Origin of the sequence: Microcoleus sp. FACHB-68 (assembly GCF_014695715.1) — a bacterium.
Lineage (GTDB): Bacteria > Cyanobacteriota > Cyanobacteriia > Cyanobacteriales > Oscillatoriaceae > FACHB-68.
Genome location: NZ_JACJOT010000001.1, coordinates 308,936 through 326,095, shown reverse-complemented (window position 1 = coordinate 326,095; position 17,160 = coordinate 308,936). Strand labels below are relative to the sequence as shown.

Here is a 17,160-nt window from a genome sequence, read left to right as displayed (position 1 = left end):
ATAAAAAGTCTCGCATCTAAAATCTAAAATCTAAACTTGTTAGCGCCGGCTCCACCATAAAGCGCCGGCTGAAAGCAAACCGACAGCCGGTAAAATCCTGCGAGACAACCAATCGAGTAAGGAGGCTTGCTCTGCAGTCATTGCGATTCTGCGGTTAGTTGTTTCTTTCGGACGAATGGAAAGCGTTTGTGCATCCTGCTTGCTCAACCAGCTAATGGAATTGAGGAAAACATCTCCATTTAACTGCTGCTCGAACACACCATCTGTGGCAAATTCAGAGTTACCGAAGACAACCATTCGAGCCTCTGTATTTGTCTGCGCCGGCTTACCGGCTGCCGGTGTTGGCGTTGGGGTTGGTGTTGGCGTTGGTGTTGCCGGCGATGCTGTTGGCGATGGGGATGCTTCCGTTGCCGGTGATTCTGTTGGCGTTGGCGATGGGGATGCTTCCGTTGCCGGTGATTCTGTTGGTGTTGGCGATGGGGACGCTTCCGCCTTTGGCTTGTCTGTTACTGCCGGCGAGGGTTTTGCTGCCGGCAACCCATCTTGTGCGATTTTTCGACTCAATGCCACTCCCAACGTGAGTGGGCCTTGGCGATCAGTTTCAGTATTAAACTTTAATGGCTGGTTCTTCGGGTTGCTTTCCGCCCAACTGCGCTCATTGGTGATGAGCAGGGGAGTTTCCTCAATCCCCGCCACCTCGTTCGTTTCAATGGATCGCGCCCCTCGATAGAACGAGTAACCCCCACTAAAATCTTTGGTGATGGGATGATTGCCATAATTCGTAATCAGAGGTTCAGCCGGCCCTAATCCCACCAACTGCCCCTGTCCCGAAGCATCGATGACCAAGCGATTATCGAGGGTGACGCCCCAATCTTGCAACAGTGCGGTTAACTTGGGATCGGTCGAGGGATCTACCATGACCAACACACTGCCACCTAGTTGCAGATATTGCCGCAAGGCTTTTACCTCACCTTCAAATAGCGCCCGTTTTGGGCCGGCGATCACGATCACGCCTGCATCTGCCGGCACATCTGGTTGCTCAGCTAAATTGAGCGATTCAATAATAAAATTTCTGTTTTCTAAAGACTTAACCGCTTGGTAAATTCCCCCATCTGCCGGCTTTAGAGAGCGCTCTCCGTGGCCTTGAAGGAAATAAACTTTAGTTTTTTCATCGCTGATAATTTGGGCGATCCCATTGGTCAGTTTTACTTCGGTTAAGCGACTCTGTGAGTCAACATTTCCCAGAAACTGCTGCCGTTCGTTTGATTTGAGATGCACCTCTCCAAAGCGCGTCACCCCATACTCTTGCGCTATCGCCGGCTGCAGTTGCGGATCAACATACTCATAACTAAACTTCGAGCCTCCCGAACGTTGGTAATTTTGCAGCAATAATTGGTCTGAAGGATTGGGCACCCGATCAAAGATCGAAACCTTCACAGGTTGCTCTAAATTACTCACCAATTGCTGAGTTTGAGGGGCTAAGCTAAACAGTTGATTTTCTGTTAAATCCACTCGCGCTAAATAGCGATTGGCTAAAAAATTAATGATCCCCAAAATCACTAGCACTGACAGCGTAGCCGCCACAGCATTCGTACCGGCTTGGGTGGAGCGTTTACCCAAAAAGCCCAGTACCAAACGGGCTTGAGACAACAGCCACAACCCTAAAATTACAATGCCGGCAATTGCCAGTGCTGCCGGCACAGGCAGCCAACTGCCTGAAACAAAGGCAGCCGTTAAGCCCATTACAATCAAAAACGGGCCTATCCAAAAACCGCCATTTTTCCAAAAATTTTTCAACTGTTTCATCGGGTGTCAATCCACCTAAAGTTCCAACTGCCCCATCCCAAATCCCCTAATTCTGGGGCAAAACTAAGAGCGCTGAAATCTCAACGTTTCAATCGATTGAGCCGTTAGAAATACGCCTAGAATAATGTAACTTGCAAATAGAACCAAATTGCTCGTATCAACGACCCCTCGCACTAAATTCGAGTAGGGTTTAAGCAAGGATAGCGATCCTAGTACCTGCCAAACGGGGCCACCTACTCCGCTTGCGAGTAGATCTATAACGGATAGGAATACAACCACGACAAATGTAATAATTGCCGCCAAAATCGTGCTGTCTGTTAGAGAAGAAATAAACATTCCCAAGGATAAAACACTGGCGGCTAGCAACAGCAACCCTAAGTGGCCCAACAGGGGAACGCTCAGTGGCATGGGTGGGTTTGCAGCACTTAGGGCGATTAACTCGCACGCCAACACCGGCAGCATCATGGTGGCAAAAAAGGTTAGCACTCCCAATAATTTACCTACTGCTACCGCCCAGTTTGTAATCGGTGAAGTTGCTAGCAGTTCTAAGGTACGGCTTTTGCGTTCCTCTGCATACAAGCCCATTGACAGAATCGGCAAGATATACAGTGATAACTGCCCCATAAATCCTAAAAAGAACTGCAAAAATTGATAAGGCACATCCACTGGCGGCATCACAACGCCGGTTTGCTGTACCTGAATATCCATTAAAGCCGCTTGCCGAATTACGCCTTCTTCCCCCAGCAAAATCGCTGTAAAAAATACACCGGCGATCAGCCAAAAGAAGCCGGCGATCGCATAAGCGACCGGCGAGACAAAATAGTTCTGTAACTCTTTGCGGTAAATCGCGATAATATTTCCGAGCATTACTTTCATTTACAGCCCCGCTTCCACAGTCAAAATGCAGCTGGGCAAAATCAATTACCCTTGTCTGAGCTTTACACCAGCATCACGCCCACAAGTCTGAGCGGACATCGTCATCTTTATTTTCTGGTGTCTTGGGCGCTGCTTCAACACCGGCAGATTCACTTGCTGGCGTTTCTTCAGCGATTTCCCCACCCAAATCTCGGACAGACGACTCCTCGCCCCTCTCTACGACTTCTGACGTTTCTGACACTTGTTCACCGCCGGCATCTTCAATTTCCGGTGGTTCTTCTTCTCTGGTCACTTCTAAAAATACATCTTCTAGGCTGGTGCGGGTGCGTCGCATTTCGTATAAATTCTGCCCTGCCGCCACCAACGCCGCTACAATATCGGGTGCCGGTTCAATGCCAGATCGGGATAATACCCGCAGCCGGTGGCGATTTTCCAAGGCGCGTTCAGTGCGGATCGGTTCGACCGAAATCACGCCTGGTATGGCTTGCAGCCGCTGCTGAGCTTCCGCGATATCTCCTTCTAACTCCAATTCATAACCGGCAGCGCTATCTGAGGTATCAGTCGCCACGACGCGCCCACGATTGATAATGGCCCACCGGCTGCACGTCATGCTGACTTCCGGCAAGATATGGGTGGAAAGAATAATCGTATGTTGGCCGGCCAGACTTTTGATCAAATTCCGCATATCGATAATTTGGCGGGGATCAAGTCCGACTGTGGGTTCATCTAAAATAATCACTGGCGGATCATGAACAATGGCTTGGGCGATGCCAACTCGCTGCTTGAAGCCTTTAGAAAGCTTGCGAATCAAAACTCTGCGCTTTTCGCCAAGATTGCAACGCTGCAAGGCTGATTCTACTTGCCGATCCCGATCCCCTGCCGGCACTTGCTTAAGTCTTGCAACCAAATACAAATATCCCTCAACTGTCATTTGCGGGTAAAGCGGCGGCAGTTCGGGCAGATAACCGATCCGCTGCCGCACTGCCATTGAATCTTCATGCACTTCAAAGCCGGCAATTCGAGCGGTTCCGGTTGTAGCCGGCAGATATCCAGCCAAAATCCGCATCGTTGTTGTTTTTCCGGCTCCATTTGGCCCTAAAAACCCTAAAATTTCCCCTTGCGGCACGGCAAATGTGACATCTTGAATTGCCGGTGTCGAGCCGTAGATTTTGCTTAAATGCTCAACTTCAATCATTTAGAGTCTAGCTTTTAAATTGTCATTTGTTTGCGGCTAATGACTCTACGCTAATGGTGATCAACGATGAGTGGTTCGCCTTTAAAAATTAACGAAATGAGGTTCTTGTTTTTTTGCCGCCAGTTCAGCAATCGGTTTCCAGTTAAGAACATCTTGCAGTAAGGATTGATAGCCGGCGACATTTGGATGCAGTCCATCCGCACCTAAACGCGATCTCTGCCATTCTTCGCCACGAGCCATCCACTGATCGAAAATGTCTAGATAGGGAATTTGACGCTCTAAACAAGCTTGCCGCGTGGCTTCTTTGTAACGGTACTGATCGGTGTGATTGAAGTAGAAACAATTTAAAAATGGCATCTTTGTTTCATCCACCGGCACCATGCCAACAAACAATACTGGACACAATCTTTGTGACAAGTCTAGCAAGTTGGCCAAATCTGCTTGAAACATATCAAACTCAACATAATTTCGCCCATTAGGTCGAGATAACCGAGCGGAATCATTCAAGCCGACAGATAAAAGCAGCACATCCGGTAATCGATTGCGGAGTTCGCCGCGATGCCGGAACTCCATTTCTAACCGTCCAGCGACTTGACGGACGCTATCACCGCGCACGCCTAGATTATAAAGCACGTGGCCGGCGCTGTCGGGGAACATCCATCGCCGGCGTAACCGCTCTACCCAGCCGCCCCCTTCCGGATCGCCGAATCCATAGACTATACTATCCCCCAAGGCAACGATCTTGAGTGGGTGGGGATTGGCTTGCTGTAAGGGTTTAGAAACAGGAATTTCTAGGGTTTGCATGAAAAAACTACAACTTTAACGTAACAACCATTTAAACTAGACTCTAACGTTGGATTGTATCGTTTTCAAATCTTCATTTAACTATAAAAATCTACATAAAACCTGGCGAAAAAAGAGATCTATCGCACAAATGTCCCTCGATTTGGTCTTTCATCGGCTGTTCCCTAAAAGTATATGCACCTAAATTGCATTGTAACTTTACAATTACAAAGAAATGCGCTCATTGCATTGTAGTTATGCAAGGATAGCATGGGATGGGCTGTGATTTATAAAATGCAAACTAAGTGTCTGGGGTAAAGCGGTTTTTATAAGGGTTTCATAAGAAATTCAAATTGACAGAGCAAATCAGAGTGAGAATGGGGCGGTGATGTCAGGAAGCCTCAAAATCTTCTTGAAAACACCTGATAATATAGATTGGGCGTCCAACAACTCAAAATTTTTATGCTTAAGCGTTCTCCTTTTGATACCACTCAACTGATGCGGCGGGCTGAAGAGCTGATTGGTGCGGCATCCAATCGCTACCGGATTACCGTGCAGGTGGCGAACCGCGCCAAACGCCGGCGCTATGAAGACTTTGATAATCCAGATGATCCGATGATGAAGCCGGTGCTTCGAGCGATTATAGAGATGTCGGATGAGCTGACTCAACCGGAAATTATTGGCGACGAGCCTGATTCAACCGCCATGATTGGACGACGAGAAGGCACACGTTAGAACCGGAAAGTGGGGATCGAGTGAGGAAAAGCATCAGGAAGCAATGGACTGAAACCAAATGGCTGCCGGCTTTCAGCACTCAGCAGCGAAGGTGGCGTTGGGCGGTTATGGCAGTGCTTGCTGTCGCTCTAACTGTTGCGACACCGGCCCTGAAAGAGGTGGGAAACTTTGGGATGCTGCGTCCCCAGCCGGTTTTTGCTCAGCAAGCAACAGCAGTTCAGGCGGGGGCGCAAGTATACCAGCGCTTGCCAGATTTTCCCCTAGAAAACGATTATGTCAACCAGGAGACAGGAAAAGTCGATCCGGATAACACGCTCGTCAGTCGCTTGATCCGGTATCACATATATGTAAAAGGGCGTCCTCCTAACTATCGGTTGGATTGGAAACTCACGCTGGCAGACTATTTAGGCGCAAATGAGTTAATAGATGAGACGGTGTATCCAGGGCGCGATGTTTTGCGAGAAAACCCGATGGAGAAGGATCGCGCGGTGATTAGCCGGTTGGATCGCACCCAGCGCGATGCGTTGATTCAAGCTCTCGTGACGATCTTCAATCCCAATTATGAAAATATCGCGGAACCGGAACCGGCTCCGAATCCAGCACCCGATATCCCACAAACACCGAACCGCAAACCCTTGCCTCAAGCGGGAGATGCGGATCTGCTCAAGCATCAAAAGTGATCGGTAGGGGCATAGAATCTCTGGTTTGAGATAAACATTGATACGCTGATGCTCTGCCCTTTCTTCTTTGCTACAGAGGTTCGCCGCCTTACTCTTCCGGATGGGCTGAGAAATCGATTGAAATCAATACAGATTTGACGGGACACCGGCATCTTAATGATTAAACCCTCAACATCTCTTAGCTATAAGTAAATTTAATTTCTACAGATGAGAGCAGGGTGCCCCGGATAATAGATCCTTAATTTGTCGCCTTAACCCGGTGATTTTCGTCTACCCATTCTGTAGCAAGCAAAATTATGCCCACGCTTTACGTCAACCCAGCCGGCGGGAACGATTCGGCTGCCGGCACACAGTCTGCCCCTTTGAAAACGCTTTCTAAAGCACTTAAGCAAGCAGCAACCGGCACCACCATTCAGTTAGCAGCCGGCACTTACAGGGCTGCCGGTGGTGAAGTGTTTCCCCTTCTTATCCCATCGGGGGTTACAGTTGCCGGCAACGAAGCTAAAAAAGGCAGCGATATTTTAATTGAAGGCAGTGGAGTTTATAAAAGCCCGACATTTTCAGATCAAAACGTCACACTTCGGCTAGAAAATCAAGCCCAACTGCGGGGAGTAACCGTAACAAATAGCGCCTCTCGCGGCACCGGCGTCTGGGTTGAATCGACAAATCCCACCATTGCTAACAATACCTTTACCAATTGCGCCCGTGAAGGCATCTATGCCACCGGCACAGCGCAGCCCCTCGTTATTGATAATATTTTTGTCCAGAATACCGGCAATGGCATTTCCTTTGTACGAACCGCCAAGGGGGAAGTACGGCGCAACGTCTTTAAAAAAACAGGTTACGGGCTAGCGATCGGTGAAAATGCAGCCCCTTTAGTGGCAGATAACCAAATATTCGAGAATCGCATCGGGTTGGTACTCAATGGTGAAGCAAAGCCGGTACTCCGCAAAAATTTAATCGAGAAAAATCAGCAAGATGGTGTCAATGTCTCGGTTAAATCCTTCCCTGACTTAGGCAACAGTCAAGATCCTGGTGGCAATATCTTGCGCGGTAATGGCCAGTACGATTTGCAAAATGCCACATCAACCCAGCTCATTTCTGTGGGAAATCAGCTAAATCCGACGCGAGTTAAGGGATTGGTGGATTTTGTATCTAATACTGTACCTACCCCGACTCCAACCCCAGCGCCGGCACCGGCACCTGTCAGCTTAAAAGATATTGCCGGTCACTGGGCGCAAGCTTTCATCGAAGCAATGGTTGCCAAAGGGTTTATCAGCGGGTTTCCCGATGGCACTTACAAGCCAGAAGCGAATATAACTCGCGCCCAATATGCCGCCTTGATTGCTAAGACTTTTAACCTGCCGGCGCAGAAACCGGCAATCACATTCTCAGATATCGGGATTGATTTTTGGGGCTACTCAGCGATTAAAAAGGCAAGTGAGATGGGCTTTATCGCTGGTTTCCCAGATGGGACGTTTCGCCCCAATGATAATTTGACTCGCGTGCAGGCAATTGTATCTTTGATGAGTGGTTTGCAACTAGGCGGAGGTAATCCGAATTCGTTGTTAGTTTATAGTGATCGCGCCCAGATTCCCAGCTACGCCACAGACAAAGTGGCATCTGCGACTGAAAAACGCATTGTGGTTAATTATCCGCAAGTGAAGCAACTCAACCCAATGCGGGATATAACTCGCGCTGAGGTTGCAGCACTTGCTTATCAAGCGTTGGTTGCCACCGGCAAGGCTACTGCAATCAACTCTAGCTATATCGTCACCGCTTAATTAAGGGGTGGGACTTCTCACTCATGTTGATCCCGCTGAATCGGGGATCAAGAAATGAAGGGCGTACTGCTGTGTGCGCCCTTGAGTTTTATGATGGAAAGATACTTACATTGCCCTTCTATAAAGTTCGATTGCGGAATTATGGCTCACATACAATTTTCAAAGGGAATTACAGAAGACGCGGTGCCTGATGTGCGGCTGACTCGTTCTCGTGATGGCAGCAATGGGGCCGCTACCTTTTATTTTCAAAATCCGAAGGCGCTCAGTCAAGATAGCACCGATGAGATTACGGGGATGTACTTGATTGATGAAGAAGGCGAACTTTACACGCGGGAAGTCAAAGCCACATTTGTCAATGGCAAACCTGAAGCCTTAGAAGCGATTTATGTGATGAGATCGCCGGCTGATTGGGAGCGGTTTATGCGCTTCATGGAACGCTATGCTGAAGAAAATGATTTAGGTTTCACAAAATCTTGATTTCCCGGCGAACTTAAGGGCTACTCGCCCCAGTTCCCAGGACAATCAAGAATGACGAAAAAATTCTCAATTCTTACGTCTCAACGTTTTATTCTGGCTTAGCGCTGGTGATATACGATGGTGGAAATTCCTCACCCCGACTCAGATAAAATGACAGTGAATTGTGCTGTCATTACGGTTAGTGACACGCGCTCCCTAGAAACTGACAAAAGTGGCCAGTTGATTCAGCAGTTGCTGATTGATGCCGGTCATACAGTGGGAGCGTACACCATCGTTAAAGATGAGCCTGAGCAAATTCAAGCACGGCTGCAAGCGTTAAGCGCTCGTGCTGATTTGGATGTTGTCATTTTTAATGGTGGCACCGGCATCGCTAAGCGAGATACAACCTATGATGCGATTGCCGGCTTATTAGAAAAAACTTTGCCTGGATTTGGCGAGATATTTCGCTGGTTAAGCTATCAAGAAATAGGGTCGCGTGCCATCGCTTCGCGTGCGATTGCTGGAGTTTTTCAATCTAAATTAGTGTTTTCGATTCCCGGTTCGTCGGGTGCAGTGAAGCTCGCTGTTGAGAAGATAATTATACCTGAATTAATTCATTTAGTCAAACAATTGCGGCAACCTTCTTGAGTGTTCAAGCAATTAAAAATCGCCGCGATAGAATAGTAAGAGATCCCCCATCGATTCTGCAGACTGATTTAGAAATTTGGCTTACCGGCTAAACTCTGCAATTTTATAGAATTAGTAAAATTTGCAAGTTTTATATAGAGTGCTATAATTAGTATATAAATTAATTTTCAGAAACCTTTAAAATTGCCGGCGCTTCGAGAGCGGTAATGATTTCTGAATAATTAATGACAGTGTGCGTCTGCCTTTGAAAAACTAATTGTTTGTAGGCAGAAAAGGTCATTTCTTATGAGTCAAGCGTTTATTGATCGAATTGTAGAACTCACCAACATTGAGCGCAGTAAAGCAGGGTTGCCGGCACTACAATTAAACAGCCAGTTGGCAGCTTCCGCTCAAAGCCACAGCCAGGATATGGCGCTGCAAGACTATTTCAATCATGCAGGATTAGATGGTTCTACAGCATCGACTCGCAATCAAGCAGCAGGGTATCAAGGTTTCTCTGGTTGGGAAAATATTGGGGTCGGCTACTCTACACCCGAAGCAGCGATAGAAGGTTGGATAAATAGTTCGGGACATCGGGAAAACATTCTCAATCCTAATATTAACGAAATTGGGGTTGGTTTCTACTATCTTGCCAATGATACCGGCAGCACAAATTGGAACTACTACTGGACACAAGTTTTTGGGCAAGGCGTCGGGGTTTCTCCAACACCATCGCCTACTCCGACACCCATTCAAAGCATCGGGACTGATGGCAGTGATGTGCTTACAGGCGGCACCGGCAATGACATCATTTTAGGATTAGGTGGCAATGATACGGTGAGTGGTGCTGCCGGCGATGACTATGCAAACGGCAATATTGGCAACGATATTGTTAATGGCGATGCCGGCAACGACATAATTCTTGGGGGTCAAAATGAAGATTTTGTGATGGGAGGTGCCGGTGATGATCGGATGGTAAACGGCAACAAAGGGAACGATCAAGTCTATGGCGGAGATGGCAACGACACCGTACGTGGAGGACAAGACAATGACTCGCTTTTTGGAGAAGCCGGTAATGACTACCTCTATGGAGACTTGGGTGCAGATACTTTAATTGGGGGTGCCGGTGCTGATGTCTATGTTTTGCGAGAGGATGCCCCTGATATTATTTACTACACCGATGGAGAAGATTTTATCGGGTTGCCGGCAGGCGTATCTTTTGCTAATCTTCAGTTGATTCAAGGCTTCGATGAATACGTTCAAGATAGCCAATTAGAAACACAGATTCTCAATGGAACGACGGGTCAATTGTTGGCTGTACTACCCGGTGTTGAAGCTTCCTTACTGAATTCGAGTGATTTTCTAGGAGTTTAAACTGCATTTCTCCTGCTGCCAGGGCGAACTTAAGCTTCGCCCTTAATTAATTAAATCATCTGAAAATTTTGTCGCTATTGTGGCGCTTCTAGACTAATTTTATTGCTCACTTCCCTCGCTTCCCCACATACTGACGCAGTGCCTCAATAATTTTCACATTCGCTGTGGGAAACGGATATTGATCAATTTCATCCAGTGTTACCCAGCGAATTTCATCACACTCCAACGGCTGAGGAATACCACTAAGGTGCCGGCAGTGATAAACATTTAGCGTCACCCGAAAATGAGTGTACGCGTGTTCAATAGTAATTAAATGTTCGCCTACTTCAATATCAATCGCCAACTCTTCCTGAATCTCGCGCTGAATACAGGCTTCCAGCGTTTCCCCTTCTTCTAATTTACCGCCCGGAAATTCCCACAAGCCTCCCAGCAGTCCAGTTTGCCGGCGCTTGTCAATCAAAATCTTTCTTTCGTCATTCCAGATGACGGCAACACCAATAATTTTATGGGGGATGGGGGCAGAAACTTCTCGCATGGGTAGCTCAGATTGCATCCCTAAATTATAAGCCTCACAGTGAGGCTGCCAAGGGCAAAGCAGGCAAGCTGGATTGTGCGGCGTACAGATCGTTGCCCCTAAATCCATCAATGCTTGGTTGAAGTCTCGCGGATTTTGGGGATCAAGAAGCGTTTCCGACATCTGCCATAATTGCTTGCTTGCCTTCGCCGGCGGCACCGGCAGCGCCATCAATCTCGCCAAAACTCGCTTCACATTCCCATCCAGAATTGCCACCGGCAGATTAAATGCCAAGCTGAGAATGCCGCCGGCAGTCGTGCGCCCAATTCCAGGTAAAGCTAAGACTTCCTCAAGCCGGTGGGGAAATAAACCCCCGTGACGCTCTACAATCTCCTGCGATGCCTTGTGGAGATTCCGCGCACGGGCATAATAACCCAAACCTTGCCAAGCCTTCAAAACATCTTGCAAGTCTGCGGCTGCCAGATGTTCAATGTTGGGAAACTTTGCCAGCCAACGCTCATAGTAAGGGATCACCGTCTTTACCTGCGTCTGCTGGAGCATAATCTCCGACACCCAGATTTTGTAGGGTTCTGGGCTGCGCCGCCAAGGTAAATTTCGATGGCTATAATTATACCATGAAAGTAGCGATTTTCGCAATTCTAAAACAATAGAATTCGGCAGACTCTCTTGCGTGTCTGCCGAATCTTTAGGGGAATAGAATTTTAATGGGGCTTTTGGCAAGCGCACCTTACCCTGAAATGTAGTTACTCTTCGTCAGGAATACTGGTTTCAGCATATTGTAATGACTTTTCAAACGTCATTCTTTGCTCAGCGTTGCGGATAAAGTAGCCGCTCATCATTGCTGAAGCCAAAAGTCTACCCAGGTGCTCACGGCTTGTCGTTATGTTCACATCGAAGTGTTCTGAAGGTAAGTTCCCCAACAACCCGATAATGTTTCGTTCCATCACCTGAAACACTTCAGTAGAGCTAGGTTTAGACAGCTGAGCAACGATTTCAGGATTCATCGATTGAACATAGTGCCACAGCAAATTGCCAACTTCAGGTTCGCCGGTGTAATTTTCGGGAGTGCGATTGGATTGGTTATTCACCTTAAGTACCTCCTAGCATCAGAAGCTCCCGTTTCTCTCAGTAAAGTCGTTGATGTCAGGAACTTCAATTACGTTAACTTTACTTTTCTACATACTAATTTAGCAGTCTGATAGAAGTTGGGCAGTGGGTGCAACCGAACCTAAAGAGACGGGTTCCTCACCGATTTTTAAATTTTAGATGGGAGGGCTTTAAAAGAGCGATCCCCCCTCGCTCGGTGCTAGGGGGGATCTACAACCTAAAATCAATTTAACTGGCTACATATTCGCCCATATCGGCTTTGCGCTTGCGAAGCTTAGTCAACGCCTCACGTTCGATCTGGCGCACCCGTTCTCGGCTAATATTGAGCCGGTCGCCAATTTTTGCCAGCGTCATCGCTTGTCCATCTTCTAACCCAAAGCGCATTGACAAAACTTGCCGCTGCTGGGGTGTCAGATCGGCCATAATCGACTCTAGATCAGCCCGCAAAGAAGACTGTACCGCGAAATCTTCTGGAGAAGGGCCGGTGTCTTCCAATAAGTCGCCAAGTTCGGTATCTTGGTTATCGCCAACGCGCAAATCTAAGGATAGCGGCTGGCGTGCCCGTTCCAGGTATTCTCGAATTTGCTTAGGCGTTAATTCAAGTTCCTGGGCAAGCTCAGTAACTGTTGCGGCGCGTCCTAAATTTTGGGCGAGATAGCGCTGCGCCTTTTTAATTTTATTGAGTTTTTCGGTAATGTGGATGGGTAAGCGAATGGTGCGGCCTTTTTCCGCAATGGCGCGGGTAATGGCCTGACGAATCCACCAGTAAGCGTAGGTGGAAAAGCGATATCCTTTAGTCGGATCAAATTTTTCCACACCCCGCTGCATTCCGATCGTGCCTTCCTGTATCAAGTCCAGGAGATCCACATTGCGCTTAATATATTTCTTAGCAACGGACACTACCAAACGCAAATTAGCCTCTACCATCTTGCGTTTTGCGACTTCACCAACTGCTATCGTCTGCTGCAACTCTGCCTCAGACACTCCTGCGTACTGCGCCCACTCAGCCTCTGTAGGCTCAACACCCAGGTTAGCAGCCAGTTCTTCTCTTTTTTCTTGCAGTGCCGTGGAGCGCTGAACCTGCTTCCCCAGCAAAATTTCCTGCTCGTGAGTCAGCAGCGGCACGCGGCCAATTTCTCGCAGGTAAGTGCGGACTAAATCCGTGGAAGTCTGAGCAGTCTTCATGGCAGTATGTCGGAGTGTAGATAACGAGGGGGTTGGAGTCATGATGCTAGTGTAGCCAGCCGATTGGGGGTATTGGCAAGCTTTCCGACAGCTAAGGAATATCCGGCAACCCATCCGCTGAGTCAGGGGCGCTGAACTCCAGCTGACATTACGACCGTTCGTGGATCTTAACAGGAATTGGAACGAGTTCTGATTGAGATTGAGCCTGGGCTTGAGTCACTGACTGGATTACAAGCGCAGCCAGAGCAACTGCAGCGACCAGGATAATTGCGAATGTCATATAGTTTCTTAACTTGAATTGTACTATGTTAACTATTGTAACATTTCTGAAAGGATTGTCTACTCCCCCGGATCAATTTTCCGGATCGACCCTTTAAAAGGGCGTGTAAAGAATTTATTTGTAGAGATTAGCCAAAATTTTTTTTTCTGAGTGCATCAAGGGAAACAAAATAGTAGCAATTTTCTCCAGGCGGCTGTATCTGCCTAAAGATCGGTTATGTTAATTTTTCTAAAAATCTACCTATCTCCAAAAAAAAAATCCCCTGCTATGGATGGCAGGGGAGAGAAGTTTGGGAAGCTTTTGAAGAATTAATTAAGAAATTCTTCATTCACAATATTTTGTGCTAGTTAAATGTAGTCTTGCAGAGCTTTGACTTCTAGCGGTTGAGATTTGAGAGAGCGGATGCCAGAGGCGGTTGCTTTGGCACCGGCAATCGTGGTGACGATAGGAATTTTGTAACTCAAAGCAGTGCGGCGGATTAACCGGCCCTCGGCTTGGGCATCTTCCCCAGAAGGCGTGTTAATAATTAGCTGAATCTGCTGGTTTTTAATCGCATCCAGCACATTGGGCCGGCCTTCATAAAGCTTAAGCACCAATTCCACCTCTTTCAGCCCGTGTTCTTGCAAAACGCGACGGGTGCCGGTGGTTGCCAAAACTTTAAAGCCCAACTCCATTAAATCCTTAACAACCGGCACAACGGCAGCTTTCTCCCGATCCGTCATTGATACAAACACAGTGCCAGACAGGGGCAAACGCTGGCCGGCTCCTAATTCCGCCTTCGCAAACGCCGTACCAAAATCGGTGTCAATGCCCATCACCTCGCCGGTGGAGCGCATTTCTGGCCCTAAAATTGTATCCGAACCGGCAAACTTATCAAACGGCAGCACCGCTTCTTTCACAGAAATATGCTGGGGAATAATCTCCTCAGTAAACCCTAAAGACTCTAGAGTTTCACCAGACATCACACGCGATGCCATCTTCGCCAAAGGAACGCCAATCGCCTTAGAGACAAACGGCACAGTCCGAGAGGCGCGGGGGTTGGCTTCCAGAATGTAAACCTGTTCGCCCTGTACGGCATACTGGATATTCATCAAACCCACCACCTTCAGTTCCTTCGCCAGTTCCACTGTCCAAGTCCGAATGGTGTCTAAGACATCCGAGGAGAGGGTTATATAAGGAATTGAGCAAGCCGAGTCCCCAGAGTGAATGCCGGCCTCCTCAATGTGTTCCATGATGCCACCGATGACCACACGCCCTGTATGATCTGCGATCGCATCCACATCAACCTCAATCGCATTCTCCAAGAACTTATCAATTAAAATCGGGTGATCTGGCTCCACCTGAACCGCAAAAATCATGTAGCGTTCCAGCTCAAGGTCAGAATAGACAATTTCCATTGCCCGTCCACCTAACACATAGCTAGGACGCACCACCACCGGATAGCCAATCCGCTTAGCCACCACCAAAGCATCCTCAAAATTTCGGGCCATCCCATTTGCGGGCTGTTTAATATCGAGGTGGCGCAAAATTTTCTCAAACCGTTCCCGATCTTCGGCAGTGTCGATTGAGTCTGGAGAGGTGCCCCAGATTTTAGTCTTCACTCCTGAATCCGGGTTGCTGAGTGCTTGAGTCAGAAACTTTTGTAAGGGAACCGCCAGTTTCAGGGGCGTTTGGCCGCCGAATTGGATGATGATGCCTTCGGGGTTTTCTGCCTCGATGATGTTAAGTACATCTTCTTTGGTCAGGGGTTCAAAGTAGAGGCGATCACTGGTGTCGTAGTCGGTGGAAACGGTTTCTGGATTGGAGTTGACCATAATCGTCTCAAACCCTTGCTCCCGTAGGGAGTAGGAGGCATGACAGCAACAGTAGTCAAACTCAATTCCTTGGCCGATGCGGTTAGGGCCACCACCGAGGATCATGACTTTGCGTTTGTCAGAGGGGATGATCTCGGTTTCTTCTTCGTAGGTGGAGTAGTAGTAAGGCGTTTTGGCTTCAAACTCGGCGGCGCAAGTGTCTACCAGTTTGTACGCCGGCTTGATCCCGAACTGTTGCCGATAGGCGCGGACTTCGTCTTCATGGGTTTTGGTGGCGTAGGCGATTTGCCGATCACTGAATCCTTTCCGCTTAATATCATAAACTTGCTCTTTTGTCAAGCTCTTTAGCTGAGTCCGCTTCAGGAATTTCTCAGTTTGCAGCAAATCCTCCAACTTGTCTAAGAACCAGGGATCAATGCCGGTGAGTTCGTAGATTTCCTCAACCGTCATGCCCATCTGCATAGCGTGGCGAACGGTGAAAATGCGTTCCGGATTGGGGGTTCGCAAACCGGCCCGAATTTGCTCTAAGCTGGGCAAGACCTCTTGCCGGTCGCAACCCCAGCCGGCGCGTCCAGTTTCCAGGGATCGCAGGGCTTTTTGCAGAGATTCTTGGAAGGTGCGACCCATTGCCATCGCTTCTCCCACGGACTTCATCTGGGTTGTGAGGGTCGATGTGGTTCCGGGGAATTTTTCAAAGGCAAACCGGGGGACTTTTGTTACCACATAGTCAATGGTGGGTTCAAAGCTTGCCGGGGTTTTCTTGGTGATGTCGTTGGGAATTTCATTGAGGGTGTAACCGACGGCGAGTTTAGCCGCAAACTTGGCGATCGGGAAGCCGGTGGCTTTGGATGCCAAAGCAGAGGAACGGGAAACGCGGGGGTTCATCTCAATGACGATGAACTCGCCGCTGGCGGGGTTAACGGCAAATTGAATGTTTGAGCCGCCGGTTTCGACGCCAATCTCGCGGATAATTTTAATCGAAGCGTCTCGCAGCCGTTGGTATTCCTTATCGGTCAGCGTTTGCGCCGGCGCAACGGTAATCGAGTCGCCGGTGTGAATCCCCATCGGGTCGATGTTTTCGATGGAGCAGATAATGACCACATTATCCGCCAAGTCCCGCATCACTTCCAGCTCGTATTCTTTCCATCCCAAGAGCGACTGCTCAATCAAGATTTGTGACGTCGGCGACGCATCAAGGCCGGCTTGGGCCATTTCTTCAAATTCTTCTTTGTTGTAGGCAATGCCGCCGCCACTGCCGCCGAGGGTAAAGGCCGGTCGAATAATAATGGGATAGTAGCCGATTTGTTTGGCAACCGCCTTAGATTCGTCCAGCGTCTTGGCGATTCCGGAAGGACAGACGGCTACGCCTATCCGCGCCATCGCCTCTTTAAACAGCAGCCGGTCTTCAGCCATCTCAATAGCCGGCAACTTCGCACCAATTAACTCTACGCCGTACTTTTCCAGAACTCCATTCTTAGACAAAGTCACCGCGAGGTTCAGCGCCGTTTGGCCTCCCATCGTTGGCAGAAGGGCGTCAGGTCGCTCTTTGGCGATGACTTTTTCCACCATTTCTGGTGTCAGCGGCTCAATGTAGGTGCGGTCGGCTGTTTGCGGGTCTGTCATAATGGTGGCCGGGTTAGAATTAACCAGTACCACCTCATATCCTTCTTCGCGCAGCGCTTTGCAAGCTTGGGTGCCTGAGTAATCAAACTCACAAGATTGGCCAATCACAATAGGGCCAGAACCAAGCAGCAGAATTTTGTGAATGTCGTCGCGGCGGGGCATACCTGATTTTAGATTTTAGATTTTAGATTTTAGATTAGCAGTTGCAACTGAGGACTCCGCACTCCCACAAGATCAGGGAAGACGTGACCGCTGATTGCTAAATCCAGTTTATTTTAAGAGGTTTCTACTAGGAGTTGC

Annotated in this window: 14 protein-coding genes; 6 read left to right on the top strand and 8 right to left on the bottom strand. The window is 48.4% G+C overall.

Going from position 1 to position 17,160, the window contains the following annotated elements; genetic code table 11:
- Positions 1–39 precede the first annotated feature (39 nt).
- The 4 genes from H6F73_RS01255 to H6F73_RS01240 all read right to left on the bottom strand — a co-directional run bounded on the left by H6F73_RS01255 (position 40) and on the right by H6F73_RS01240 (position 4,681).
- Complete coding sequence (locus tag H6F73_RS01255) at positions 40–1,806, bottom strand: Gldg family protein (protein ID WP_190757006.1); 1,767 nt, start codon at positions 1,804–1,806, stop codon at positions 40–42.
- Between the two features lie 63 nt (positions 1,807–1,869).
- Positions 1,870–2,682 (bottom strand): ABC transporter permease, encoded by an 813-nt coding sequence (locus H6F73_RS01250; RefSeq protein WP_190757005.1) that lies wholly within the window; start codon positions 2,680–2,682, stop codon positions 1,870–1,872.
- A 73-nt stretch (positions 2,683–2,755) separates the two neighbouring features.
- Positions 2,756–3,877: an ABC transporter ATP-binding protein gene (locus H6F73_RS01245; protein ID WP_190757004.1), complete on the bottom strand. Its 1,122-nt coding sequence runs from the start codon at positions 3,875–3,877 to the stop codon at positions 2,756–2,758.
- A gap of 81 nt (positions 3,878–3,958) precedes the next feature.
- Positions 3,959–4,681, bottom strand: a complete 723-nt coding sequence (locus H6F73_RS01240; RefSeq protein ID WP_190757003.1) for a GDSL-type esterase/lipase family protein — start codon at positions 4,679–4,681, stop codon at positions 3,959–3,961.
- 441 nt (positions 4,682–5,122) lie between these two features.
- Between H6F73_RS01240 and H6F73_RS01235 the strand changes: the two genes are divergently transcribed.
- The 6 genes from H6F73_RS01235 (at position 5,123) to H6F73_RS01210 (ending at position 10,316) form a co-directional block, all read left to right on the top strand.
- Positions 5,123–5,395, top strand: coding sequence for a DNA-directed RNA polymerase subunit omega (locus H6F73_RS01235; RefSeq protein ID WP_190757002.1), 273 nt, complete (start codon positions 5,123–5,125; stop codon positions 5,393–5,395).
- Between the two features lie 20 nt (positions 5,396–5,415).
- Positions 5,416–6,075 carry a hypothetical protein gene (locus H6F73_RS01230; RefSeq protein ID WP_347239443.1) on the top strand — a complete coding sequence of 220 codons (660 nt, stop codon included), beginning with the start codon at positions 5,416–5,418 and terminating at the stop codon, positions 6,073–6,075.
- Between the two features lie 296 nt (positions 6,076–6,371).
- Positions 6,372–7,859, top strand: a complete 1,488-nt coding sequence (locus H6F73_RS01225) for a DUF1565 domain-containing protein (RefSeq protein WP_190757001.1) — start codon at positions 6,372–6,374, stop codon at positions 7,857–7,859.
- A 141-nt stretch (positions 7,860–8,000) separates the two neighbouring features.
- Positions 8,001–8,336: a photosystem II reaction center protein Psb28 gene (psb28, locus tag H6F73_RS01220; protein WP_190670908.1), complete on the top strand. Its 336-nt coding sequence runs from the start codon at positions 8,001–8,003 to the stop codon at positions 8,334–8,336.
- Between the two features lie 117 nt (positions 8,337–8,453).
- Positions 8,454–8,963 (top strand): MogA/MoaB family molybdenum cofactor biosynthesis protein, encoded by a 510-nt coding sequence (locus H6F73_RS01215; RefSeq protein WP_190757000.1) that lies wholly within the window; start codon positions 8,454–8,456, stop codon positions 8,961–8,963.
- Positions 8,964–9,248: 285 nt separating this feature from the next.
- Positions 9,249–10,316, top strand: a complete 1,068-nt coding sequence (locus tag H6F73_RS01210; RefSeq protein ID WP_190756999.1) for a CAP domain-containing protein — start codon at positions 9,249–9,251, stop codon at positions 10,314–10,316.
- 106 nt (positions 10,317–10,422) lie between these two features.
- Here H6F73_RS01210 and mutY read toward each other — a convergent pair whose 3' ends face one another.
- The 4 genes from mutY to carB all read right to left on the bottom strand — a co-directional run bounded on the left by mutY (position 10,423) and on the right by carB (position 17,022).
- The gene (mutY, locus tag H6F73_RS01205) at positions 10,423–11,577 is read right to left on the bottom strand and encodes an A/G-specific adenine glycosylase (RefSeq protein WP_347239442.1); all 1,155 of its coding nucleotides are present in this window, start codon (positions 11,575–11,577) and stop codon (positions 10,423–10,425) included.
- A gap of 17 nt (positions 11,578–11,594) precedes the next feature.
- On the bottom strand, positions 11,595–11,939 hold the full coding sequence (locus H6F73_RS01200; protein WP_190756997.1) for a DUF760 domain-containing protein: 345 nt from the start codon (positions 11,937–11,939) through the stop codon (positions 11,595–11,597).
- Between the two features lie 247 nt (positions 11,940–12,186).
- The gene (locus tag H6F73_RS01195; RefSeq protein WP_190756996.1) at positions 12,187–13,143 is read right to left on the bottom strand and encodes an RNA polymerase sigma factor, RpoD/SigA family; all 957 of its coding nucleotides are present in this window, start codon (positions 13,141–13,143) and stop codon (positions 12,187–12,189) included.
- 627 nt (positions 13,144–13,770) lie between these two features.
- On the bottom strand, positions 13,771–17,022 hold the full coding sequence (gene carB, locus H6F73_RS01190) for a carbamoyl-phosphate synthase large subunit (RefSeq protein WP_190756995.1): 3,252 nt from the start codon (positions 17,020–17,022) through the stop codon (positions 13,771–13,773).
- Between the last annotated feature and the right edge of the window lie 138 nt (positions 17,023–17,160).

Bases quoted from the DNA above. Each gene is read 5' to 3' on its own strand.
- H6F73_RS01255 (WP_190757006.1), bottom strand. From the start codon at position 1,806: ATGAAACAGTTGAAAAATTTTTGGAAAAATGGCGGTTTTTGGATAGGC.
- H6F73_RS01250 (WP_190757005.1), bottom strand. From the start codon at position 2,682: ATGAAAGTAATGCTCGGAAATATTATCGCGATTTACCGCAAAGAGTTA.
- H6F73_RS01245 (WP_190757004.1), bottom strand. From the start codon at position 3,877: ATGATTGAAGTTGAGCATTTAAGCAAAATCTACGGCTCGACACCGGCA.
- H6F73_RS01240 (WP_190757003.1), bottom strand. From the start codon at position 4,681: ATGCAAACCCTAGAAATTCCTGTTTCTAAACCCTTACAGCAAGCCAAT.
- H6F73_RS01235 (WP_190757002.1), top strand. From the start codon at position 5,123: ATGCTTAAGCGTTCTCCTTTTGATACCACTCAACTGATGCGGCGGGCT.
- H6F73_RS01225 (WP_190757001.1), top strand. From the start codon at position 6,372: ATGCCCACGCTTTACGTCAACCCAGCCGGCGGGAACGATTCGGCTGCC.
- psb28 (WP_190670908.1), top strand. From the start codon at position 8,001: ATGGCTCACATACAATTTTCAAAGGGAATTACAGAAGACGCGGTGCCT.
- H6F73_RS01215 (WP_190757000.1), top strand. From the start codon at position 8,454: ATGGTGGAAATTCCTCACCCCGACTCAGATAAAATGACAGTGAATTGT.
- H6F73_RS01210 (WP_190756999.1), top strand. From the start codon at position 9,249: ATGAGTCAAGCGTTTATTGATCGAATTGTAGAACTCACCAACATTGAG.
- H6F73_RS01195 (WP_190756996.1), bottom strand. From the start codon at position 13,143: ATGAAGACTGCTCAGACTTCCACGGATTTAGTCCGCACTTACCTGCGA.
- carB (WP_190756995.1), bottom strand. From the start codon at position 17,022: ATGCCCCGCCGCGACGACATTCACAAAATTCTGCTGCTTGGTTCTGGC.